The 23085-nt window shown below is 43.5% G+C and carries 23 protein-coding genes; all 23 read right to left on the reverse strand.

Features of this window, described 5'->3' with window-relative positions:
- Nucleotides 1–4: 4 nt before the first annotated feature.
- Nucleotides 5–322, reverse strand: a complete 318-nt coding sequence (locus GFC28_RS05775; RefSeq protein WP_044746102.1) for a YlxQ family RNA-binding protein — start codon at nt 320–322, stop codon at nt 5–7.
- Nucleotides 312–602, reverse strand: coding sequence for an RNase P modulator RnpM (rnpM, locus tag GFC28_RS05780; protein WP_044746103.1), 291 nt, complete (start codon nt 600–602; stop codon nt 312–314). Before rnpM ends, GFC28_RS05775 begins: the two co-directional genes overlap by 11 nt.
- A 13-nt stretch (nt 603–615) precedes the next feature.
- Nucleotides 616–1761, reverse strand: coding sequence for a transcription termination factor NusA (nusA, locus tag GFC28_RS05785; protein WP_044746104.1), 1146 nt, complete (start codon nt 1759–1761; stop codon nt 616–618).
- Nucleotides 1762–1795: 34 nt separating this feature from the next.
- On the reverse strand, nt 1796–2269 hold the full coding sequence (gene rimP, locus GFC28_RS05790) for a ribosome maturation factor RimP (RefSeq protein ID WP_044746105.1): 474 nt from the start codon (nt 2267–2269) through the stop codon (nt 1796–1798).
- Between the two features lie 177 nt (nt 2270–2446).
- A complete protein-coding gene (locus GFC28_RS05795) occupies nt 2447–6754 on the reverse strand; it encodes a PolC-type DNA polymerase III (protein ID WP_044746106.1) in 4308 nt (1435 codons plus the stop codon).
- 98 nt (nt 6755–6852) lie between these two features.
- A complete protein-coding gene (locus GFC28_RS05800; RefSeq protein WP_044746107.1) occupies nt 6853–8553 on the reverse strand; it encodes a proline--tRNA ligase in 1701 nt (566 codons plus the stop codon).
- A 24-nt stretch (nt 8554–8577) separates the two neighbouring features.
- A complete protein-coding gene (gene rseP, locus GFC28_RS05805) occupies nt 8578–9846 on the reverse strand; it encodes an RIP metalloprotease RseP (protein ID WP_044746108.1) in 1269 nt (422 codons plus the stop codon).
- 15 nt (nt 9847–9861) lie between these two features.
- A complete protein-coding gene (gene dxr, locus GFC28_RS05810; RefSeq protein WP_044746201.1) occupies nt 9862–11010 on the reverse strand; it encodes a 1-deoxy-D-xylulose-5-phosphate reductoisomerase in 1149 nt (382 codons plus the stop codon).
- 19 nt (nt 11011–11029) lie between these two features.
- On the reverse strand, nt 11030–11815 hold the full coding sequence (locus GFC28_RS05815; protein ID WP_044746109.1) for a phosphatidate cytidylyltransferase: 786 nt from the start codon (nt 11813–11815) through the stop codon (nt 11030–11032).
- A gap of 5 nt (nt 11816–11820) precedes the next feature.
- The gene (locus GFC28_RS05820) at nt 11821–12594 is read right to left on the reverse strand and encodes an undecaprenyl pyrophosphate synthase (RefSeq protein WP_044746110.1); all 774 of its coding nucleotides are present in this window, start codon (nt 12592–12594) and stop codon (nt 11821–11823) included.
- Between the two features lie 158 nt (nt 12595–12752).
- Nucleotides 12753–13310: a ribosome recycling factor gene (frr, locus tag GFC28_RS05825; RefSeq protein WP_044746111.1), complete on the reverse strand. Its 558-nt coding sequence runs from the start codon at nt 13308–13310 to the stop codon at nt 12753–12755.
- Nucleotides 13311–13312: 2 nt separating this feature from the next.
- The gene (pyrH, locus tag GFC28_RS05830; RefSeq protein ID WP_044746112.1) at nt 13313–14035 is read right to left on the reverse strand and encodes a UMP kinase; all 723 of its coding nucleotides are present in this window, start codon (nt 14033–14035) and stop codon (nt 13313–13315) included.
- A 71-nt stretch (nt 14036–14106) separates the two neighbouring features.
- The gene (gene tsf / locus GFC28_RS05835; RefSeq protein ID WP_044746113.1) at nt 14107–14988 is read right to left on the reverse strand and encodes a translation elongation factor Ts; all 882 of its coding nucleotides are present in this window, start codon (nt 14986–14988) and stop codon (nt 14107–14109) included.
- Between the two features lie 177 nt (nt 14989–15165).
- Nucleotides 15166–15873 (reverse strand): 30S ribosomal protein S2, encoded by a 708-nt coding sequence (rpsB, locus tag GFC28_RS05840; RefSeq protein ID WP_044746114.1) that lies wholly within the window; start codon nt 15871–15873, stop codon nt 15166–15168.
- Between the two features lie 155 nt (nt 15874–16028).
- Nucleotides 16029–16529: a hypothetical protein gene (locus GFC28_RS05845; RefSeq protein WP_044746115.1), complete on the reverse strand. Its 501-nt coding sequence runs from the start codon at nt 16527–16529 to the stop codon at nt 16029–16031.
- Between the two features lie 9 nt (nt 16530–16538).
- Complete coding sequence (locus GFC28_RS05850; RefSeq protein ID WP_044746116.1) at nt 16539–16799, reverse strand: hypothetical protein; 261 nt, start codon at nt 16797–16799, stop codon at nt 16539–16541.
- A gap of 366 nt (nt 16800–17165) precedes the next feature.
- On the reverse strand, nt 17166–17930 hold the full coding sequence (locus tag GFC28_RS05855) for a FliA/WhiG family RNA polymerase sigma factor (RefSeq protein WP_044746117.1): 765 nt from the start codon (nt 17928–17930) through the stop codon (nt 17166–17168).
- Between the two features lie 47 nt (nt 17931–17977).
- Nucleotides 17978–18298, reverse strand: a complete 321-nt coding sequence (locus GFC28_RS05860; RefSeq protein ID WP_044746118.1) for a hypothetical protein — start codon at nt 18296–18298, stop codon at nt 17978–17980.
- Nucleotides 18299–18799: a chemotaxis protein CheD gene (locus GFC28_RS05865; protein ID WP_044746119.1), complete on the reverse strand. Its 501-nt coding sequence runs from the start codon at nt 18797–18799 to the stop codon at nt 18299–18301.
- Entirely contained in the window at nt 18796–19428 is a 633-nt protein-coding gene (locus GFC28_RS05870) for a chemotaxis protein CheC (RefSeq protein ID WP_044746120.1), read from the reverse strand. The genes GFC28_RS05865 and GFC28_RS05870 overlap by 4 nt, the downstream gene beginning before the upstream one ends.
- Nucleotides 19429–19451: 23 nt before the next feature.
- Nucleotides 19452–19907 carry a chemotaxis protein CheW gene (locus tag GFC28_RS05875; RefSeq protein ID WP_044746121.1) on the reverse strand — a complete coding sequence of 152 codons (456 nt, stop codon included), beginning with the start codon at nt 19905–19907 and terminating at the stop codon, nt 19452–19454.
- Between the two features lie 45 nt (nt 19908–19952).
- Nucleotides 19953–21989: a chemotaxis protein CheA gene (locus GFC28_RS05880; protein ID WP_044746122.1), complete on the reverse strand. Its 2037-nt coding sequence runs from the start codon at nt 21987–21989 to the stop codon at nt 19953–19955.
- 4 nt (nt 21990–21993) lie between these two features.
- Entirely contained in the window at nt 21994–23079 is a 1086-nt protein-coding gene (locus GFC28_RS05885; protein ID WP_044746123.1) for a protein-glutamate methylesterase/protein-glutamine glutaminase, read from the reverse strand.
- Between the last annotated feature and the right edge of the window lie 6 nt (nt 23080–23085).

Consider the following 23085-nt stretch of genomic DNA (forward strand, 5'->3'; position numbering starts at 1 on the left):
AGATTCACCCCCACAATGATACGTCGAACATCGTCATTAACTTTTTTGCAAACCCTTCGTCGATGACGGCGACGACTACACGAGCGTCCTTGCCAATCGCCCTTCCAAGCTCATAGCGATCAGTCGCTTGGCATAAAGGAACCTCATATGATGTGCATTTGTCTTGAATTTTTTTTCTTGTATTAGCGGCAGCATCTTCTGATAAAATGACAAGTTTTGCTCTTCCGCTACGAATCTCTTTGACAACCAGCTCTTCGCCAGAAACAATTTTACGAGCTCGGTTTGCTAATCCAAGCAATGATGTCCATTGTTTATTGCCCATTCTTTGCTTCATTCTCCCTTTCTGCTAGTTCAAGCAGCTCATCATACAAAGACTCCGCAATTTCTGCTTTCAAATGATGGGCTAAAACATTTTTCTTTTTCGCAAGCAAAATGCATTCCTTTTCCAACGTGATATAGGCTCCCCGTCCCGCTTTTTTGCCGGTCGGGTCAATGGAAACGTCCCCTTCCTTTGAGCGGACAATGCGAATCATTTGTTTTTTTGGCTTCATTTCTCCAGTCACAATACATTTGCGCATCGGAATTTTTTTTTGAACCGCCATATTTGCTCACCTCTCACTCGATTTCTTCTTTTGGTAAATCGAATGTTTGGTCATGCTCATCTTCATTATTTAACGGTGTGTCAAAAGAATCAAGCGAACGGTTCGGAACATATGCGATCCCTAACTGCTCTGCTTCTGATTCGCTTTTAATGTCGATTTTCCAATTCGTCAATTTAGCGGCTAAACGAGCGTTTTGCCCACGCTTGCCGATTGCCAAAGACAGCTGATAATCAGGGACAATAACAGTTGTTGCCCGTTCTTCTTCATTGACGATGACACTAAGCACTTTGGCTGGGCTTAACGCATTAGCCACAAATTCTACTGGATCTTCAGACCAGCGGACAATATCAATTTTTTCACCTTTAAGCTCGTCGACTACCGCTTGGACACGCTGTCCTTTTGGTCCCACGCATGCTCCAACAGGATCGACTTCTGGCTGATCAGAATGCACGGAAATTTTAGAACGGTCCCCCGCTTCTCTAGCGATTGATTTGATCTCAACCGTTCCGTCATAAATTTCTGGCACTTCAAGCTCAAACAAGCGCTTAAGAAGGCCCGGGTGTGTGCGAGATACAAAAATTTGCGGCCCTTTTGTTGTTTTTTCAACTTTTGTAATATATACCTTTAAACGGTCGTGAGGACGGTAAGTTTCATTTGGCATTTGCTCGCTTGCTGGAAGCAATGCTTCAACCTTCCCTAAGCTCACATAAGCAAAGCGAGGATCCACACGCTGAACAATTCCAGTCATAATATCTTCTTCACGATCCATAAACTCGGAATAGATCACTCCGCGCTCTGCTTCGCGTACCCGCTGCGTTACGACTTGCTTCGCTGTTTGGGCAGCGATGCGGCCAAAATCCTTTGGCGTCACTTCTATTTCGACAATATCTCCAACTTGGTAGTTCGGGTTAATGCTTCGCGCTTCATCGATGGAAATTTCTAAACGAGAATCATATACTTCCTCTACGACCTCTTTGCGTGCAAACACTCGAATAGATCCTGTATCCATATTAAAATCGACGCGCACATTTTGCGCCTGTCCGAAGTTGCGCTTATATGCGGAAATAATCGCCGCTTCAATCGCTTCGACTAACACTTCTTGGCTAATGCCTTTTTCTTTTACAAGAGCCGCCAAAGCATCCAATAGTTGCGTATTCATGAAACGAAAATCCCCCTTTACATTTAGCTGCACATTAGAAAAAGATGACGGCAAGCCTTGCGTTGGCAATTTTTTCATACGGGATATCGATCGTTTTTGTCCGCGTCTTTTGTTTCACCGTTATGGTGGCTGTCTCGCCATCAAAAGCAGTAAGTTCGCCTTCGAATTCCTTTTCTCCTTCAATCGGTTCATATGTTTTTATATAGACATTTTTTCCGACAGCCTTCGCAAAATCAGCGGTTTTTTTTAACGGACGTTCCGCTCCCGGAGATGACACTTCCAGGAAATAATTGTATGGAATCGGGTCAACCTCGTCTAGTTTTTCGCTCAGTTTCTCACTAACGATCCCGCATTGTTCAATATCAATTCCCTGTTCTGAATCAATAAACACACGCAAAAACCAATTTTTCCCCTCTTTTACGTACTCAATATCCACTAATTCGAGGTTCATGTCGTTAAGAATTGGTGTTACTAATTCTCCCACCACTTCTGTAACTTTTTTGCTCATTTTGTCCCTCCTAAACCGAAAAATCCTTCACTTGCCGTCCTAAGAACGCCATTCGCTTTATCGACAGGAAGCTATAATCAATACGAAAGAGTGGGTTTCCCCACTCTTTTCTTACCTCTTATCTTTGCCATTTCCCCTAAAACTATAACATATTGGAAAATGTTTTGCAACCGATGACTAGAATAAGGAAAGTTGGTTATGGTCAGGCAAAGAGTCGAGACAGCCGCGGCTCTCTAAATATTCAAGAATCGTTTTCGATACTTTTCCGCGTTGCTGTAAATCTTCTTTTGAGAGAAATTCGCCCTCTTCCCGAGCTCGCACAATACTCAAGGCCACGTTGGTACCAAGACCTGGGATCGTATTAAATGGCGGGACTAGCGAGTTTCCATCAATGACAAATTCAGCTGCTTGCGAACGATACAGATCAATGTTTTGAAATGAAAAACCGCGCTCACACATTTCCAAAGCAATTTCTAGTACAGTCAGCAAGCTTTTTTCTTTAGCAGATGCATCGAGACCTTTCGCATTAATTTCCTCAATACGCTTGCGAATGGCAGCAGAACCTTTGACCATGACATCAAGATCGAAATCCTCTGCGCGGACTGTAAAATACGATGCATAATAGAGCAGCGGATGATGGACTTTAAAATAGGCAATCCTTACCGCCATTAGCACGTATGCAGCAGCATGCGCCTTCGGAAACATGTATTTGATTTTTTTGCACGATTCGATATACCATTCTGGCACATCGTGCTTACGCATTTCTTCTTCAAATTCTGGCGTTAATCCTTTTCCTTTGCGGACGGATTCCATAATTTTGAACGCTAGCGACGGCTCCAGCCCTCGATAAATCAAATAAACCATAATGTCATCACGGCAGCCAATCACTTCTGATAGCGTACAGATGCCATTATGAATCAATTCTTGCGCATTACCAAGCCAAACATCTGTCCCATGAGACAGCCCCGATATTTGAACGAGCTCAGAGAATGTTTTTGGTTTCGTCTCCTCAAGCATTTGCCGTACAAAACGGGTGCCGAATTCCGGAATGCCTAATGTTCCGACGTTGCACATAATTTGCTCCGGTGTCACTCCAAGCGATTCTGTTCCGCTAAAAATTTTCATGACTTCCGGATCGTCCGTTGGAATCGTTTTGGGATCAATGCCGCTTAAATCTTGAAGCATCCGAATCACGGTCGGATCATCGTGCCCGAGAATATCGAGTTTTAATAAGTTATCATGGATAGAGTGAAAGTCAAAATGTGTAGTCCGCCACTCCGAGCTTGTATCATCAGCCGGATACTGTATCGGAGTAAAGTCATAAATATCCATATAGTCAGGAACAACGATAATTCCGCCCGGATGCTGTCCTGTTGTACGCTTCACCCCTGTGCATCCCGCAGCAAGCCGATCCACCTCAGCGCCCCTTAGCGTTAAATTACGATCGCTTGCATATCCTTTGACAAATCCGTAAGCTGTTTTATCTGCCACCGTACCAATCGTTCCCGCGCGATATACATTATCCTCTCCAAACAGCACTTTTGTATAGTTGTGGGCGCGCGGCTGATACTCACCGGAAAAATTCAAATCGATGTCCGGAACTTTATCCCCTTTAAATCCAAGGAATGTTTCAAACGGGATGTCATGTCCGTCCTTTTTGTACTTCGCTCCACATTTCGGACAGTCTTTATCCGGCAAATCAAATCCGGATCCAACGGAACCGTCATTAAAAAACTCTGAGTGCTTGCAGCTTGGACAAACATAATGAGGCGGGAGCGGATTCACTTCTGTAATTTCTGTCATCGTCGCTACAAACGATGAGCCGACTGACCCGCGTGAGCCAACAAGGTAGCCGTCATCTAGAGATTTTTTTACAAGCTTATGAGAAATTAAATAAATAACCGCAAAGCCATGGCCAATAATACTTTTTAATTCTTTTTCCAGCCGCTGCTCGACAATCTCCGGCAGTGGATCTCCATATATGTCTTTCGCCCGGCGATAGCTCATTTCACGAATTTCTTCCTCTGCTCCCTCAATCCGCGGCGTATAAAGCTGGTCCTTAATCGGCTTTACTTCTTCAACAGAGTCGGCGATTTTTTGTGTATTGGTTACGACGATCTCTTTGGCTTTCTCTTCTCCTAAAAACGAAAAGCACTCGAGCATTTCGTTCGTCGTTCGAAAATATACGTCCGGCAATTCGTGACGATTAAGCGGATTCGCCCCAGCTTGCGAGTGAATTAATATTTTGCGGTAAATTTTATCTTCCGGATTCAAGTAATGGACATTTCCTGTAGCCACAACCGGTATGTTCAGCTTCTCCCCTAACGCGACCACTTTGCTAATGACCTCTCGAAGCATCGCCTCATCTTTGACATAATCCATTTCGATCAAAGGTTTATAGACCTCTGGCGGGTGAACCTCAAGAAAATCATAGAATTTTGCGATTTCCTCGACTTCCTCTGGAGCTTTTTGGATCATATTGTCAAACACTTCGCCTTTGTCGCAGCCAGATCCTACTAAAATACCTTCGCGATACTTCTGCAAAACCGAACGCGGAATGCGAGGAACACGATAAAAATACTGGATATGCGCCAGCGAAACAAGCTTAAATAAGTTTTTTAATCCCACATCATTTTGCGCCAAGAGCGTAACATGAAATGGGCGCGACCGCTGATAAGAAGTTTCCTGTTTTGAATGCAAATTCAGCTCATCATGATAAACAATGCCTTTGTTACGGGCATCCTTCAGCATTTTCATCAGCAAATGACCCGTCGCTTCAGCGTCGTAAATGGCACGGTGATGCTGTGTCAATTCGATATCGAATTTTTTACAAAGTGTGTTTAAACGGTGATTTTTTAGCTCCGGATATAAAAAGCGGGCCAGCTCCAGTGTGTCAATAACCGGATTGGTTACCTTTTGCAATCCAATTTTGCTCAATCCAACATTTAAAAAACCAATATCAAAACTCGCGTTGTGCGCAACAAGGACGCTGTCTCCCATCCATTCATGAAACTGGCGCAGCACCTCTCCCGCATCAGGAGCGTCCTTTACCATATCATCTGTAATGCCGGTCAGTTCAATCGTTGTTACAGATAGTGGATGGTGAGGGTTCGCAAATGAAGTAAAACGGTCAATAATTTCTCCATCTCTCACCTTTACAGCTGCCAGCTCAATAATGGTATTATAAACGGCCGACAGTCCTGTCGTTTCGACGTCAAATACAACAAACGTATCCTCCAATAGCGGCCGATGCGCTTCATTATAGGCAATCGGCACTCCATCATCGACAATGTTGGCCTCCACCCCGTACAGCACTTTCATTCCGTGCTTTTTCGCAGCGCTATAAGCTTCTGGAAACGACTGAACAACCGCATGATCAGTGACGGCAATCGCAGGATGTCCCCACTTTTTCGCTTGCTCAATCAGTTTCGATACAGATGTGACGGCATCCATTTGGCTCATCGGTGTATGAAGATGGAGTTCAACCCGCTTTTCTCCCTCGTTGGCTGTGTCTTTCCGTTCATTTGGCTTTATCTCATTGACATCATTGGCCAATAATACGAGATCGCGTACAAACGTATCGTTTTGTACACTGCCCCTTACTTTGACCCACATTCCTTTTTTCACTTTTCCCATTACACTAGCATCTTCTTTATCTCGCGAAAACATTTTAACAAGAATAGAGTTGGTATAGTCCGTCATTTTAAATGTCAACAAGGAACGGCCGCTTTTTAGCTCCTTTACTTCCGCATCAAATATATATCCCTGCACCACAACACGACGTTCTTCTTCCGTAATGCTGTCAAGGGTGCGTACCTCTTCCTCCTTGATGGAGTAACCAAGCACAAGCGGTCCAGAGCTTTCAGGAGCCGTCTCAGCCGGTGCTTCTTTCTTAGCTGTCATTTCTGTTAATGCCGCTAAGGCTCTTGCCTCATCTTCCTGCTGCTTTTGCGCCAAAAATTGCTCATACTCGCTTTCCGATTGCTTGATGTCCGTCTCGAGCTGCAAAAACGGAAAACCAAACGATTGATATACTTCTGCGATTTTAGCAGCAAATCGGCGCTTCAATGCAATCGCTTCTGCATCATTGTGAGCTGTAACATATAATTTGTTTCCAGTCACAGACGGAAGCTGCTCGTGCAGTAAAGCAAGAAGCGGCGAAGAGATGCCTTGCAACTGCTCTAAGCAAGTGGACCAATATCCTTGAACATCTTCAGGAGCAAACTGAGAGTCTAGCGTTTGAATCGTATGTTTAACATGGGCAATATGTTGAAATGTCTGAACGAGTTTTGCGCTGAATAGCTGATAAACTTGGTGGGGCAAAATTTTCGGCAGCAAGAAATAAAAATGCCAGCACTTGTTTCCTTTTTCTACAACAAGCTTTTGAATCCCTGCCCCCGAAAAATAGGGAACCATCTCGTCAGCCGTCAAGTCAAGTTGCTGCAATAATACTTGAAACCGTTCTTTTTGTTCGTTCGTTAACATGACGCCGATCGTTTCTCCTCTCTTGTTCAATGAAAGTGAATAGCAGAAGGGCTGCCCTACCGACAGGAATCAGCCCCAACATTCTACAACTACAATCCTTATTGTAAAAGACGTTTCATTGTTTCAATTAATTCCGTAACAGGCACTTCCATTGATTCTCCTGTTTGGCGGACCTTCACTTCCACGACTCCTTCACCTGCACGCTTACCGACAGTCACACGAACAGGAATGCCGATCAAATCACTATCGGCAAATTTCACGCCTGGTCGCTCTTGGCGATCATCATAAAGCACCTCAAAACCGACCTGTCCCAATTTTTCGTACCACTCATCTGCAAGCTGACGCTGCTCCTCGTTTTTCAAGTTGACCGGGATTAAATGAATGTGGAACGGAGCAACAGAGGCTGGCCAAACAAGACCGTTTTCATCGCCAAATTGCTCAGCAATAGCTGAAAGCAAGCGGGAAACACCAATGCCATAGCAGCCCATGAGCATCGTTTGCGTACGTCCATTCTCATCAAGGTAAGTAGCGTTCATTGCTTCACTATAACGAGTCCCTAATTTAAAAACATGGCCAACTTCAATTCCCTGGGCAAATCGGATCGTTCCTTTTCCATCTGGGGAAGGATCTCCTTCTTGAATAAAGCGCAAGTCGGCGTATTGTGAAACAGTAAAATCGCGGCCAGGATTCACTCCTGTATAATGATAGCCGTCTTCATTTGCGCCGCATATACCGTTGACAATCGCCTCAACCGCATAATCGGCAATGACTGTGACTGATGCATCTACAGCAATCGGTCCGAGCGATCCGATTGGACAATTCATTACCGCCTTTGTTTCCTCAGGAGAGGCCAGCTCTACTACAGAGGCTTCCAGCAGATTTTTCACTTTGACATCATTGGCCTCATGGTCGCCTCGAACAAGCACAAGCACATATTTTTCATCGACTTTGAAAAGCAAGGATTTAATGCATTTTTCCGGAGCTACCTGCAAAAATGCTGCTACTTCTTCAATTGTTTTTTGCTCTGGAGTATGCACTTTTGTCAATTCTTTCAGCGGTTCTGTGCTTTTTTCGTACGTAGCAACAACTGGTGCCATTTCAATATTGGCAGCAAAATCCGAAGCATCTGAATAAGCTATTGTGTCTTCCCCAATATCAGACAACACCATAAACTCATGCGTATCTTTTCCGCCAATCGCTCCTGAATCAGCAATTACCGCGCGGAAATTTAAGCCGCAGCGCCGGAAAATATTCGAATAAGCTTCATACATTTTGTTGTATACTTCATCCAAGCTTTCTTTAGAAGTGTGGAAAGAATAAGCATCCTTCATAATGAACTCGCGACCGCGCAGCAAACCAAATCGTGGGCGCTTCTCATCGCGGAATTTGGTTTGAATTTGATAGAGTGTTAAAGGAAGTTTCTTATATGTTTTTACTTCATCGCGCACCAGCGCTGTAATCACTTCCTCATGAGTTGGTCCAAGCGCAAAATCCCGTTCATGTCGATCTTTTAGCCGCATCAGCTCCGGCCCATAAGAATACCAGCGGCCTGACTCCTGCCAAAGCTCAGCCTGTTGAAGAGCAGGCATCAATAATTCAATTGCCCCCGCCCGGTTCATTTCCTTGCGAATAATCGCTTCTACCTTTTGCAGCACGCGCCGGCCAAGCGGCAAAAAGGTATATACTCCGCTTGAGCTTTGGCGTATAAACCCCGCCCGCAGCAAAAGCTGGTGGCTTTTCACTTCTGCATCTGCTGGAACTTCGCGTAGCGTTGGAATAAACGATTGACTTTGTTTCATCTCATTGCACCTCTTCATTTGATATTACAGGAAAAATTTTTGAATATCATTCCATGTGACAACTAGCATTAAAAGCATTAAAAGCGCAAAACCGATAAAGTGTACCATTCCTTCTTTTTGCCGATCAATCGGTTTGCCGCGCAATCCTTCAATTGCAAAAAATAGAAGTCGGCCGCCATCAAGGGCCGGAAGCGGCAATAAATTAACAATCCCAAGGTTAATACTTAAAATGGCGCCCCATTTCATCAAGTAATAAATCCCTGATTGTGCCACTTTATTGGTCGATACAGCAATGCCAACCGGTCCAGATAGCATATCAAGAGAAAATTCTCCTGTTATAAGGTGTCCTAAACCAACCACAATTTGCTTTGTCCAATAATAGGTTTCTAATGCTCCTTGCTTGAAAGAGCCGATCATCGATTTTTCCATTGGACTGTAAACACCTATCAACCCAATGGTCTGTCCTTCGACCGTCTGTGCCTTCGGTGTGACAGGCACATCAAACACTTGATCGCCGCGTTTAATTTTAAATACAAGCTTCTCCTGCGGATGAGCGCGAATCGTTTCCACTACTTGCGTCCAAGTTGTCACAGGCGTGTCATCGATCGAAAGCACGACATCTCCTTGCTTCAGCCCTGCTTGACGGGCTGCCCCATCTTTTGTCAATTCCCCCATAATCGGTTTATCAATGGGGTATCCTTGCAAAAGACCGATCAGTACAAACACAATAAACGCCAATACAAAGTTCGCCAACGGTCCCGCCACAATCGCTAAGGCTCGCTGTCCTAGTGTTTTGGAAGCAAATTGGCGATGATATGGGGCAATTTGAATTTCTTGGTGGTCCATAACAAAAAAGGCTGGTTCAGCTACGGGAAAACGAACGAGCCGTTCCCCGGCCTCATCCTCATAGCCGGCAATATACATCTCACGTTCCAGATCCGCTTGCTCGACCTCAATGATTTTAGCGTTTGGATATTCATCTTTATGGTTGACAATAATTTTCTGCACATGTCCTTCATGATTGAATTCAAGACCGACAAGCTGTCCCGGCTTGACCTCTACCATTTCCGGATCTTCCCCGGCCATGCGCACGAATCCTCCAAGCGGAAGTAAACGAATGGTGTATACGGTTTCCTTTCGTTTAAACGAAAATACTTTAGGACCAAATCCAATGGCAAATTCACGGCACAAGATTCCTGCACGCTTCGCAAAAATCAAATGTCCAAGCTCATGGAAAAAAACAAGCGCACCAAAGATGACAACAAATGCAACCACTGTTTGTAATGTATTCAAATTTTCAACCACCCTTTAAGTTAATAGTGACTGGATATAGCGCCGCGTTTCGCGGTCTACCTCGCGGATCTCATCAAGTGACGGATTCTTAATCACCTCATGTTTCTCAAGCGCCTTTTCCACCATATCTTCTATCATTAAAAAGCGGATACGCCCGCTCAAAAAAGCAGCAACTGCTTCTTCGTTAGCAGCGTTTAATACGGTCGGCAAGGAGCCTCCTGCTCGTCCTGCCTCGTAAGCAAATTGTAAACAACGATAGCGCTCGAAATCGATCTGTTGAAAATGCAGTGTTCCGATGTCCGCCAAATTTAGCTTCCTAGCATCTGGCAGCCTGAAGCGATCTGGATACGTAAGCGCATATTGAATCGGTACGCGCATATCCGGTGTGCCAAGCTGCGCGATGACGCTGCTATCATGGAATTGGACGAGGGAATGGACGATGCTTTCCCTATGTAACAAAACATCAATTTGTTCATATGGCAATCCGAATAACCAATGGGCTTCAATCACTTCAAGTCCTTTATTCATCATCGTTGCCGAATCAATCGTAATTTTGGCCCCCATTGACCAATTTGGATGGCGCAGCGCATCCTCCACTGTCACATGGTGGAGCTGTTCGCGCGTACGGTCCCGGAAGCTGCCTCCTGAAGCTGTTAAAATAAGTTTTTCGACATTTTTGTGCTTTTCTCCTTGCAAGCATTGAAAAATCGCAGAATGCTCGCTGTCAACTGGAAGCAACGCAACATTGTAGTTTTGCGCGGCTTCGGTAACAATGTGCCCCGCCGTGACCAATGTCTCTTTATTCGCCAAAGCAATGGTTTTACGCGCTTCGATTGCTTTTAATGTCGGAATCAGCCCGATGCTTCCCATCAATGCATTGACAACGATCGTAGCCTTCGAGTAGGTTGCTGCCTCAACGAGTCCGTCGTCTCCAAAAATAATTTTAACAGATCCATGAAATTCACGATAAAGGGCATCGTAGACAGCAGAGTCGGCAACCGCCACAAGCTCAGGATGAAACTCTTCAATAATGGCCCGGGCTGCTTCGTGATTTTTCCCTATGGACATCGCCACAAGGCAAAACTGATCCGGATGGGAACGAATCACATCAAGCGTTTGCATACCGATGGATCCGCTTGCTCCTAATAAGCTAATATACTTCAACATCTTCACTCCTAACCTTTTACAACACCATACTCATAAACAAATGCAAAATTGGCAACATAAACAATAAACTATCAAATCGGTCTAAAATACCGCCATGTCCCGGCAAAATATTACCGGAATCTTTCACGTTATAATGCCGCTTAAATGCTGACTCTACTAAATCGCCCAGTTGTCCAACAATCGACAGAACCACCGTCATCACAAGCAGCCATGGGATACTTGCAAAAAAATGAGTGCACAGCTGGTAGACGATGGCCACAACAAGCGCACAAATCGTGCCGCCAATGGAGCCTTCTATCGTTTTATTCGGGCTGATTTCCGGCCAAAGCTTCCGTTTTCCAAACGCCCGGCCAGTAAAATAGGCGCCGGTATCCGTTGCCCAAATGATGAATAAGGCATAAAACATATAATGCAATCCGGCTAAGCGAGTCTCCATAAAATAATAAAAACCAAAGCCGACGTATAATGTAGCAAGCAGCGAAAAAGCTGCATCATCAAACGTGAAGCGATTTTTTGTCGTGACTGTGTAGATGAGCACGAAAAGAACCGCAAGCAGCAACAGCTCCATTTTTTCGAGATGAACATTGTCAAGCCATGAGCGGCGCAAAAGCAGTCCCCATAATAAAAGAAAGCTCACAACAGACTCAGGTGAAAAAAGCTGCACACGCTTCATGCGCAAAAGCTCAAACAGCCCAATCGTTGCTAATACATATGTTACTATTATAAACGGAATTCCGCCAAAAATAACGATTGGCAAAAAAAGAGCGGCGGCTATAACTCCTGTAATCACTCTCTGCTTCATCTTGTTTAAATTCCTCCAAACCGGCGACCACGCTTTTGAAATTCCGCAATCGCTTCTAATAAATGCTGTTCTGTAAAATCTGGCCAAAGTACATCAGTAAACCAAAACTCGGTATAAGCAAGCTGCCAAAGCATAAAGTTGCTTAACCGAATTTCTCCGCTTGTACGAATCAGCAAATCAGGATCTTTTAAATTTCTAGTCATTAAATAAGAAGCCACTACTTCTTCATCGATTTGCTCCGCAGATAAATGCCCTTGCTGCACCTGCTTTGCGATTTCTTTTACCGCGTGCGTAATTTCAGCGCGGCTGCCGTAATTTAATGCAAAATTTAAAATAAGACCTGTATTATGCTTCGTGTCTTCCACCGCTTTTTTAACAGCGGTCTGCGTATGCTCCGGAAGCTGATTGCAGTCCCCGATAACACGAACGGTTACGTTCTCTTCAATTAATTCTGGCAAAAAGGTGGTTAGAAACTGCTCGGGAAGCTTCATTAAATAGTCAACCTCGCTTTTGGGTCGCTTCCAGTTTTCAGTGGAGAACGCATAAAGTGTTAATACTTTAATTCCCAGTTCATTGGCAAAGCGAGTAATTTTGCGAACAACCTGCATCCCTTCATAATGTCCCGCCGCCCGCGGTAATGCCCGTTTTTTCGCCCAGCGGCCATTGCCATCCATAATGATAGCAACATGCTCAGGAACCGGCTGCTGCAAAATATTTTCTTTTGTATACTCAATCGAAAAATTCGATTGCTCTTTATGTTTCCAAATCTTATTAAACATCCTAGTCCTCCGCTTTTTCGATATTTTCACCATACTATGAGGCTAGTGTAATCAAGAAACAAAACATTCGTCAAACATGTACCTCATTTCGCTTTTTCATTATAGCAAAAAAACCCTCTTTGCACATAGAGGGTTTTTTGCATCAGCCAGCAAGAAGATTATACTTCCATTACTTCTTTTTCTTTTTCCTTTGTCAGAGCTTCGATTTTAGCGATATGCTCGTCGGTTATTTTTTGAATATCGTCTGTATAGCCACGCAATTCGTCTTCCGTAATGTCGCCGTTTTTCTCTAGCTTTTTCAAGTCATCGTTTGCATCGCGGCGAATATTACGAACGGCTACTTTCGCATCTTCTGAATATTTCTTGACAACCTTGACAAGCTCGCGGCGGCGCTCTTCTGTTAACGGCGGAATCGTAATGCGGATGACCGAGCCGTCATTGGATGGAGTTAATCCTAAATCAGAAGCCAAAATAGATTTTTCAATATCTTTTAAGATCGATTTGTCGTATGGTTGAATAACAAGCAAACGCGCTTCTGGGACCGTGATGCCCGCCAATTGATTGATCGGCGTCGATACCCCGTAGTAATCGACTGTAATTTTTTCAAGCAGCCCTGGATTCGCTCTTCCTGCGCGAATTCCGGCTAATTCGCGGCTAAAAGCCTGGACGGCTTTATCCATTTTTTCTTTTGTTGTTGTTAATACTTGCTTTGCCATGTTTATTTCCCCCTTACAATTGTTCCTATATTTTCGCCAAGAACAACGCGTTTTATATTGCCTTCCTCCATAATCGAAAATACAATTAACGGAATATCGTTATCCATACATAAAGAGGAAGCTGTTGAATCCATGACGCCTAGTCCTTGTTTAATGACATCAAGATATGAAAGCTGGTCATATTTCACTGCATTTTGATCGATTTTGGGATCAGCGTTGTAAACGCCGTCTACATTATTTTTCGCCATTAAAATAACGTCTGCTTCAATTTCTGCGGCACGAAGCGCAGCCGTTGTATCAGTGGAAAAATAAGGATTGCCGGTGCCAGCAGCAAAAATGACGACACGTTTTTTCTCAAGGTGGCGAATCGCTCTTCTTCTTATGTATGGTTCCGCGACTTGACGCATTTCGATGGATGTCTGTACGCGCGTTTCCACCCCGAGATGCTCAAGGCTATCCTGAAGCGCCAGCGAATTCATGACGGTTGCAAGCATGCCCATATAATCAGCAGTAGCCCGATCCATCCCCATTTCGCTGCCAATTTTTCCGCGCCAAATATTTCCTCCCCCAACTACAACAGCCACTTCCACACCTAGCTCTGCGATTTCTTTCACTTGCTTGGCAATGGATTTAATAATCGCGGGATTGATTCCAAATCCTTGATCCCCCGCTAAAGCTTCGCCGCTTAACTTCAGCACAACACGTTTATACTTTGGATTGCTCATGTTACTCCTCCGTGTAAGCTAATCTTTAAAAATAGGGAACACCTGTTGTGTTCCCTATTCCGCTTCGCTCATTACTTTCTAACTTGGTTCATTACTTCTTCAGCGAAGTTATCCTGGCGTTTTTCGATTCCTTCGCCTACTTCATAACGAACGAAGCTTTTTACTGTCGCACCATTTGTTTCAACAAATTGACGAACTTTCATATCTGGATTTTTTACAAACGATTGCTCTAGCAAGCAAATGTCTTCATAAAATTTATTTAAACGGCCCTCTACCATTTTTTCTACAATATTTTCTGGTTTTCCTTCGTTAAGAGCTTGTTGCTTTAATACTTCGCGCTCACGGTTAATTTCTTCCTGAGACACTTGATCGCGAGATACATATTTTGGATTAAGCGCTGCAATATGCATAGCTACATCTTTTGCAATCGTCTCATCTGTTGTTCCTTCTAGCACCGTCAATACGCCGATGCGTCCACCCATGTGAAGGTAAGCTCCAAACGCTGCATTGTCTCCTTTTTCAACAATTTCAAAGCGACGAAGCGTTAGTTTTTCACCGATTTTGGCAATAGCGGCATTAATATGCTCTTCTACAGTTGTACCGTTATCCATTGTTTGCTGAAGCGCTGCTTCTACTGTTGCTGGCTTGTGCGTTAATAGATGAGCAGCAAGCTCTTTTACAAGCACTTTGAACCCTTCGTTTTTCGCTACGAAGTCAGTTTCAGAGTTTACTTCCAAAATAACAGCTGTATTGCCTTGCACTTCAATAAGTGTTGTTCCTTCCGCAGCAATTCGGTCCGCTTTTTTAGCTGCTTTCGCAATTCCTTTTTCGCGAAGCCAGTCAATTGCTTTCTCCATATCTCCGTTTGTTTCTGTGAGCGCTTTTTTACAATCCATCATGCCTGCGCCCGTTTTTTCACGTAACTCTTTTACCATTTGAGCTGTAATTGCCATAAGAATCATGTCCTCCTTCTAGTGTATACGCATATATGTAAACAAAATTCGCAGCGCAAATTTTGTTTGCTCCCGCCCTTTTTAGTATAGCCAAACAAGGGAGAATTTCTGTCTCAAAAAAAGGTGATAAAAGGCACTTCCCCTCTTATCACCTTTCCAAACTTTTTTGAAGCCTGTTTATTCAGCGGCTACAACAGCTTCTTCGCCTTGTTTTGCTTCTAAAATAGCGTCTGCAATTTTTGCTGTGAGAAGTTTTACGGCACGGATCGCATCGTCGTTTGCCGGAATGACATAGTCAATTTCATCTGGATCGCAGTTTGTATCAACAATACCAACGATCGGGATATTTAATTTGCGCGCTTCTGCAACCGCGATGCGCTCTTTGCGAGGATCGATAACAAATAACGCATCTGGAAGCTGCTTCATTTCTTTAATACCGCCTAAAAATTTCTCTAAACGCTCTAGCTCTTTTTTCAAGCCAATCACTTCTTTTTTAGGCAATACATCAAATGTTCCGTCTTCTGCCATTTTTTCAATCTCTTTCAAGCGTTTAATCCGTTTTTGAATGGTTTCAAAGTTCGTTAATGTACCGCCTAACCAGCGCTGATTTACATAGAACATACCAGAACGTTCTGCTTCTTCTTTAACAGAGTCCTGTGCTTGCTTCTTTGTACCTACAAAAAGAACTTTTCCGCCATTTGCTGCTAATTCTCTAACAAAGTTGTAAGCTTCCTCAACTTTTTTTACTGTTTTTTGCAAATCGATAATATAAATGCCGTTGCGCTCAGTGAAGATATATTTTTTCATTTTAGGGTTCCAACGGCGCGTTTGATGTCCAAAATGAACACCTGCTTCAAGCAATTGTTTCATTGAAATCACTGACATTGATCTTTTCCTCCTGTAAATGGTTTCTTTCCTCCGCCTATTTCATCCTTAAGCAAGACTGAGACATCAGCACCATTGCTTAAATCCATAAGCGTGTGTATTCACACCATGTAAAAATATATCACAATTAAAAACGACAATCAAGCTGTATTTCGCTACATTTGCCGAAATTTGAGCAGCAGTTCAATTTCTGTTTTTCCTTTATTTAACAATTTTGCGATTTCTTCAATCGTTTTTCCTTCTTTTTGCAGCTGTTCTGCCTGTTCTGCAATAGAGGAAGGAGGGGATGGAACTTCCTTTTGCTGCTGGTTCGTTTCGCTGATTTCTATTCTGTCTTTGATAGTGTCAACCTGCTCCATCGGCGGCAGCCACTCATCATCCTTTACTGGAGCAGAATGCTGTTTAGGAGCAGGCGATGGCTTCGTTTGCACACTGTCGCGGCTTCTCATCCTTTGCGACAACGCTTGCAAAAAGCGTTCATTTTCCTCTTTCCATTCCAACAAATAAGCTGAAATCGTCTCTTCCATCTCTTGAATAAGCTGTGATTGCTTTTTTTCAACCTCTTTTACCTTTGACAGCTGCAAATACAATAAAATGATGATAAAAAGAGAGAGAGCATGCAAGGCAAAGCTTACAGTCAATAAAAATGCGATCATTGAATTCTTCTACCCCATTAAATCGATATTTTTTCCTTTATATGGATGAACTTGTTTATGCTGTATCCCATGCTTTTCCTTTTCCCAACGGGCGCTTTGGGTGGTCTGTTTGCTTGTCACCTGCCGTTTCGCGCGTTCTTGCCGCTTCTGCATAGCTGCTGCTAATTGCGCTTGAGCAAGCCCAGATTGCTGCTGAAGCTGTTCTTGGATCTTTCCGATTTCGTTCATTCTCGGAAGTGCTACTTGCAATTCTACTAATTTCAAACTCATGCTTTCACTTCCTTTGCACAGACCGATTTTCTGGCATCATTAGCAATGAACCTTGTCTGTTTTTGAAGACGTTTGTCAGTCTGGGGAAACTCAGACGAAAGAAAGAGCGATCATATAAAGAGGAAACCGCTATCGAAAGGCTCGTCTCTGCTATGATCTAACCAAATCGTCCTGTATTCCCTCCACACATCCTTATGGCAAACTGCTTTCATTCCTTATTTTTGTCACCGCCGACAAACAGACAGCTTGTCGGTTTGACCTTATCTATATTGGTTCAAGCACGCTAAATTGCCCGAAAACCCATCTGCATGTTTTAGATGATGAAAACAGCTTTCACCAACGGCGCTCAACTGGCTGATGAGTTCATTATAACACTTGTGTTAATATTTTTCGCAGTTTAAAAATCGCTTTTGAATGTATTTGTGAAATCCGCGATGTCGATAATCCCATAATTTGCCCAATTTCGGTCAAGGTTAACTCCTCTTTATAAAACAAGCTGATCACAAGCTGTTCTTTTTCGTTTAGCTGCTTAATAACAGCAGCAAGCTGCTCATACATTTCTTGTCTTAGAACCGCCTCTTCGGGCGACGACGTTTTTTCATCACGCAGCGTTAGCGGGCTGTTTTCTTCTTCTTCGTTTTCCTTCGACCAATCATCAAGAGATAAAATATTAGCAAAAAACCCCTCATTCATGACTGAACATACTTCTTCTTCAGTCATGCCTAGTTCATCTGCGACTTCTTTGGCAGTCACTGTCCGCATATGCCGCTGCTCCATTTTCGCAATGGCGGCTTCAATTTTTTTCGCCTTTTCTCTTGTGCTGCGAGGGAGCCAGTCTTCCTTCCGCAATCCGTCTAAAATGGCGCCGCGAATTCGAAACGAAGCATACGTATCAAATTTTAAGTCGCGAGAAGGATCAAATCTTTCAAGCGCGTCGTAAAGCCCCATTAATCCAAAGCTGATTAAATCTTGTTTGTTTACAGTTTTGGGCAATGATACAGCAATTCGTTGTACTTGATAATACACAAGCGGCATGTATCTTTGTACAAGCTCATCTCCCGCTTGTGGATCACGCTTATCAATCCAATTGTCCCAATAATTTTGCTCCTTGCGCGCTGAGGCGTTTGTCATGATACTCCTCCCCGTTCATCCTGAAACTGCTTGATGGCATATGTTCATTAACCGTCTTTTTCGTCATGGAGCATATGCCGAATGTAAGCGGCAACCTGCTGTGCTTCTTCTTTTGTAAGTCCTTCCGTTAATGGTTGCAGCTCGTTGGCATCCAGCGAATGTGAAGGCTTTTTCTTTGCTTGGACCGATTCTCTACTAATATAGGCAAACATCCATTGAAACACATAGCCGCTCACAAAGAAGGCGATAAAAGAGACCGCGCTGCGTAAAAGCGTCGTAGCTATTGTATGGGCAGGAAACGATAAGAAAAACACCAACATAAATCCAGCTGTTCCGAATAATACCCGACCCGTCAATGCACGAACCATCTATATTTCTTTTACTCCTTGGTTAACTGTGCGAATAAATAAAAGACCTGTTTGCGGATTAAATTCAATCGTTCTTCCGCTGTTTCCTCCCACATCTTCGGCCACGATCGGAATATGGAAGCGTTGCAGCTGCTGCTTGACCGCTTCAACATTTCTTGGTCCAATCCTCATCATGTCCGTATTGGCTGAATGAAACTGAAACATTTGTGCTCCGCCAGCCATTTTCGCTTTAAGGGCGCTTTTTCTGCCGCCCGCTTTTACAACAAGCGATATAAGCGCTTCTATTGCCGTATCTGCGTATTTGGCTACATTTAGGCTTTCCGACCTTGCCAGCGATGAACTAGGCAGCATCACATGCGCCAATCCAGCAACTCCTTTCATCAAATCAAAAACGACAACACCAACGCAAGACCCTAATCCAGATGTACGAATAAGATAAGGCACCTGAACGACATTCATATCAGCAATCCCTACTTTTATGACGTTCACAATTTCATTCATGACAGTTCGACACCTAGTGAACGAAAAATAGGGGTAAATGAATCAGGATCAGGAAGAAGAAAGAAATGGCCATTCACGCTATCTTGCGGCTGGTGTTCTTCATGAACGGCTGTATCAATCACGATTGCATAATCGCCAACCCGTGACAGCTCCAGCAGCCCGTATTGCAAAATCGCTCCGATCATATCAATGGTCAGTGCCGGCACTGACGGATACAGCTTTAAATGGGTGAAATCAGCTAAAGCAGAAAGATACGACCCTGCTAATATATTTCCTAATTCTTGCAAAGCAGATAGGCCAAGATCGGACTGTGGCGAGGCAAACGAAAATTGGTGATCACCCGTCATTTGCTTTATAAATTGTTCCGCTTGCGGCAACGATAAAACAAAAAACATATTTCCCGGCGCTTCGCCTTCAATTCTTAGAAAAACAGCAGCTACAACCTGTTCCGCTCCCCCGACTAAGTCCATCATTTCATCAAATGAGACAACCTGAACATTCGGCACCTTCATTTCAATTTTTTTATTTAACAGCTTGGAGAGTGCCGTAGCTGCATTTCCAGCGCCAATATTGCCTATTTCTCGCAAAATATCCATATGATCCGCATTCAAGCGATTGACATTTGACATGGTTAAACGTCCCCTCTATCTATTTACGCTAAAACTGATTTTTCGGCATCCAGTACTTTTTCTAAGTTTAATAAAATTAATAATCTCTTGCCAACCTTCGCCACTCCGTTAATATAATCAGCTTCTATGGCTTCAATTACTTCTGGAGGGGGCTCGATGCTCTTGACTGGTATATCCAACACATCGTTTGCAGCATCCACGATCAGACCGACCTCAATTTCGCCAAGCGCAACGATAATCACTCGGGTCTGCTCATTAAACGATTGTGATTCAATACCAAACCGCTCTCGCAAATCAATAATCGGAGTCACAACCCCACGTAAATTAATCACTCCTTTTACAAACTTAGGAGTTCTTGGAACGCGAGTAATATGCTGAACTTTTTCAATCGAACGAACCTGCTGTACAGGAATTGCGTATTCTTCATCCTTCAATTGAAAAACAATCACTTTTAATTCCGTTTCCCGAACTTCCACCATTTTCTCCATTCCTCCTTAGGACCATGCGGCATCTCTATAACAGATCTATTTGATCAATGCATTGCAATCAATAATTAATGCAACCTGTCCATCTCCCAAGATGGTAGCGCCTGAAATGGCAAACACGGATGTTAAATAATTGCCAAGCGACTTTAAAACGACCTCTTGCTGACCGATAAATGAATCCACCACAAGACCTGCCATTTTTTCTCCTTTGCGCACAATAACGACGGAAAGAAAATCCTCTTCTTCTTTCACAGCAGGCACTTCAAACACATCTTTTAAGAATAAGAGCGGGACAACTTTTCCGCGGAAATCAATCACCTTTTGATGATGCGCATGCAAAACATCTTCTTTTTTAATAATCGCTGTTTCAATAATCGAAGAAAGCGGAATCGCATATTTTTCATGCTGAATTTCTACCAGCATGACAGAAATAATCGATAATGTTAAAGGCAGTTGAATGGAGAAAATCGAGCCGCTGCCTTCTTCGGAATCAATGGTTACAGATCCGCCAAGCGATTCGATTGTGTTTTTAACAACATCAAGACCGACGCCGCGTCCTGAAATATCGGAAATTTTATCCGCCGTGGAAAAGCCAGATGCAAAGATAAGCTCACATATTTGTTTATCTGTTAAATTGGCGACATTTTGCTTAGAAATAACTCCCTTATTGATCGCCTTTTGCAATACTTTTTCGCGATTGATGCCAGCTCCATCATCCTCAATTTCAATAAACACATGATTTCCGCTATGATACGCTTTCAGCTTCACGGTGCCTTCCTCCGGCTTGCCTTTGGCACGGCGCACCTCTGGCATTTCGATGCCATGATCAATCGCATTGCGCAGCAAATGGACAAGCGGATCGCCAATTTCATCAATAACGGTGCGGTCTAATTCTGTTTCCGCTCCGATAATCTCCAAGTTGATTTTTTTACCTAAATCGCGCGCCAATTGCCGAACCATGCGCGGGAAACGATTGAAGACCGTTTCGACCGGAACCATGCGCATATTCAAAATAATATTTTGTAAATCGCTTGAAATGCGCGACATTCTTTCTACTGTTTCGTGGAGCTCTGGGTGGTTCAGTTCACGAGAAATTTGCTCCAATCTCCCTCTGTCAATGACTAGCTCTTCGAATAAATTCATGAGAATATCCAAGCGCTCAATGTTGACTCGGATCGTTTTATTGGCCGCCGCCTGCTTATACGCTGTTTCCTTTTCTTTTTGCTCCGTTTTTTCAACAGTCACAGCCACCTCTTCTGATTCCTGTGCGGCTACCACTTCTGTCTCTTTAGGAACCGCCTCCTGAGCCGACTTGAATTGATCGACATCAATCGCATGAACAACTACTTCTTCTATCTCAGACACTTTCATAATCCGCTCATAGATTTGCTCTGTCGGTTCCTTCGTAACAACCGTAACGATAAATTCTTGGTCAAACTGCTCTTCCTCTAGCTGCTCGACAGGAGGATTCGATTTGATAACTTCTCCCGCTTGATTGAGCACTTCAAATACCATGAACACGCGCGCCGCCTTTAGCAAACAATCCGCGCGCAACTTGACGCGAATTTCATATGCATAAAATCCTTGTTCTTTCGATTGCTGAAGAATGTTGTATTCAAATTCTCCATAGGTTTGAACGAGAGCTGGAGCGGTATTCACAGCTTCCTGTTTTGTTTCAGAAGCAAAGGATGGCACTTCCCCTTTTTCAATTTGTTTGAGCTGCTGTACAACTTCATGGACATCCCGCTTTCCATCCCCTCCTTCCGCAATGGAATTCACCATTGCCTCTAAATCATCAACAGCTGAAAAAACAACATCAAGCAAATCCGCTGTCACGACAATCTTATGGTTGCGAATTCCATCAAGCACATTTTCCATTTGGTGGGTTAAATTCGCTAAATCTTCAAACCCCATTGTTGCCGACATTCCCTTAAGAGTATGGGCAGAACGGAAAATTTCATTGACAATTGAAAGATCTTCCGGATTTTTTTCCAGCTCTAATAGCTGTTCATTAATCGTTTGCAAATGCTCTTTGCTTTCATCGATAAAAATCTCTAAATATTGACTCATATCCATGGCTCTACACCCCTTGCCTGCCTACATATTTCATAATGGTTTCGGCAATTTCTTCTAACGGAACAACATCGTCGACTAAACGGGTGGAAATAGCAGATTTAGGCATCCCAAACACCACTGCTGTATCCTCTGATTCAGCAATCGCTTTTGTATGTCCAACGGCTTTCAATTGCTTTAATCCTGCCGTTCCGTCAGACCCCATTCCTGTCATGATCACAGCAATTTTTTCATACTCACTTAACATGCTAACGGATTCAAATAACACATCAACCGAAGGACGGTGCCCATTTCTCGGTGGAGAATCATCAATATGAGCGACAAGTCCTTTGCCTGATGACACGACTGAAAAATGCGCGCCACCTGGAGCAATATAGGCCACTCCTTGCTTGAGCACTTCCTGATGCTCCGCTTCTTTGACAGAGATGGCGCAAAGCGAGTTAAGCCGCTGAGCAAGCGATTTTGTAAATCCTTTTGGCATATGCTGAACAATGACAATCGGTGCCTCAATATGAGCTGGAAGTTGTGTCAGCACCTGCTGTAAGGCTCGCGGTCCCCCTGTCGATGTACCGATACAGATGATTTTTTTCCTATGATTTTGCGATGATGTCTTTATATCCATTTTACTATACGAACTTTGTTGGAAACTAGCGATTATTGGAATAATCTCTTGATTTTTCATTCCGTGCAAATTAGCACGGCTGGCGAGGATCACTTTTTCAATTATTTGCTCTTTTACTTTATAAAGATCGAGAGAGATATGGCCAGACGGCTTTGTAACAAAATCAACAGCACCGTAGTGCATAGCAGCAATCGTGCTTTCAGCTCCTTCTTTTGTCGTACTTGACAGCATGACAACAGGAAGCGGGTGATGTTTCATGATTTGCTGTAACGCCTCAAGTCCATTCATGATTGGCATTTCAACATCTAAAGTCACAACATCTGGTTTTAATGATTGAATTTTTTGAAGCGCATCTTGACCATTTCTCGCCACACCAACGACCTCTATTTGTGAATGTTCCGACAAAAAGTCCGCAATGACCTTTCTCATAAAGGCGGAGTCATCGACAACTAGTACCTTGATTTTCTCCATAAACTC

This window comes from Anoxybacillus sp. B2M1 (assembly GCF_001634265.1).
Taxonomy (GTDB): domain Bacteria; phylum Bacillota; class Bacilli; order Bacillales; family Anoxybacillaceae; genus Anoxybacteroides; species Anoxybacteroides rupiense.

Coding starts and splice junctions, on each gene's coding strand:
- GFC28_RS05775 (WP_044746102.1), bottom strand. CDS start 322: ATGGGCAATAAACAATGGACATCATTGCTTGGATTAGCAAACCGAGCT.
- rnpM (WP_044746103.1), bottom strand. CDS start 602: ATGGCGGTTCAAAAAAAAATTCCGATGCGCAAATGTATTGTGACTGGA.
- nusA (WP_044746104.1), bottom strand. CDS start 1,761: ATGAATACGCAACTATTGGATGCTTTGGCGGCTCTTGTAAAAGAAAAA.
- rimP (WP_044746105.1), bottom strand. CDS start 2,269: ATGAGCAAAAAAGTTACAGAAGTGGTGGGAGAATTAGTAACACCAATT.
- GFC28_RS05795 (WP_044746106.1), bottom strand. CDS start 6,754: ATGTTAACGAACGAACAAAAAGAACGGTTTCAAGTATTATTGCAGCAA.
- GFC28_RS05800 (WP_044746107.1), bottom strand. CDS start 8,553: ATGAAACAAAGTCAATCGTTTATTCCAACGCTACGCGAAGTTCCAGCA.
- GFC28_RS05815 (WP_044746109.1), bottom strand. CDS start 11,815: ATGAAGCAGAGAGTGATTACAGGAGTTATAGCCGCCGCTCTTTTTTTG.
- GFC28_RS05820 (WP_044746110.1), bottom strand. CDS start 12,594: ATGTTTAATAAGATTTGGAAACATAAAGAGCAATCGAATTTTTCGATT.
- frr (WP_044746111.1), bottom strand. CDS start 13,310: ATGGCAAAGCAAGTATTAACAACAACAAAAGAAAAAATGGATAAAGCC.
- pyrH (WP_044746112.1), bottom strand. CDS start 14,035: ATGAGCAATCCAAAGTATAAACGTGTTGTGCTGAAGTTAAGCGGCGAA.
- tsf (WP_044746113.1), bottom strand. CDS start 14,988: ATGGCAATTACAGCTCAAATGGTAAAAGAGTTACGTGAAAAAACGGGC.
- rpsB (WP_044746114.1), bottom strand. CDS start 15,873: ATGTCAGTGATTTCAATGAAACAATTGCTTGAAGCAGGTGTTCATTTT.
- GFC28_RS05845 (WP_044746115.1), bottom strand. CDS start 16,529: ATGATCGCATTTTTATTGACTGTAAGCTTTGCCTTGCATGCTCTCTCT.
- GFC28_RS05850 (WP_044746116.1), bottom strand. CDS start 16,799: ATGAGTTTGAAATTAGTAGAATTGCAAGTAGCACTTCCGAGAATGAAC.
- GFC28_RS05855 (WP_044746117.1), bottom strand. CDS start 17,930: ATGACAAACGCCTCAGCGCGCAAGGAGCAAAATTATTGGGACAATTGG.
- GFC28_RS05860 (WP_044746118.1), bottom strand. CDS start 18,298: ATGGTTCGTGCATTGACGGGTCGGGTATTATTCGGAACAGCTGGATTT.
- GFC28_RS05865 (WP_044746119.1), bottom strand. CDS start 18,799: ATGAATGAAATTGTGAACGTCATAAAAGTAGGGATTGCTGATATGAAT.
- GFC28_RS05870 (WP_044746120.1), bottom strand. CDS start 19,428: ATGTCAAATGTCAATCGCTTGAATGCGGATCATATGGATATTTTGCGA.
- GFC28_RS05875 (WP_044746121.1), bottom strand. CDS start 19,907: ATGGTGGAAGTTCGGGAAACGGAATTAAAAGTGATTGTTTTTCAATTG.
- GFC28_RS05880 (WP_044746122.1), bottom strand. CDS start 21,989: ATGGATATGAGTCAATATTTAGAGATTTTTATCGATGAAAGCAAAGAG.
- GFC28_RS05885 (WP_044746123.1), bottom strand. CDS start 23,079: ATGGAGAAAATCAAGGTACTAGTTGTCGATGACTCCGCCTTTATGAGA.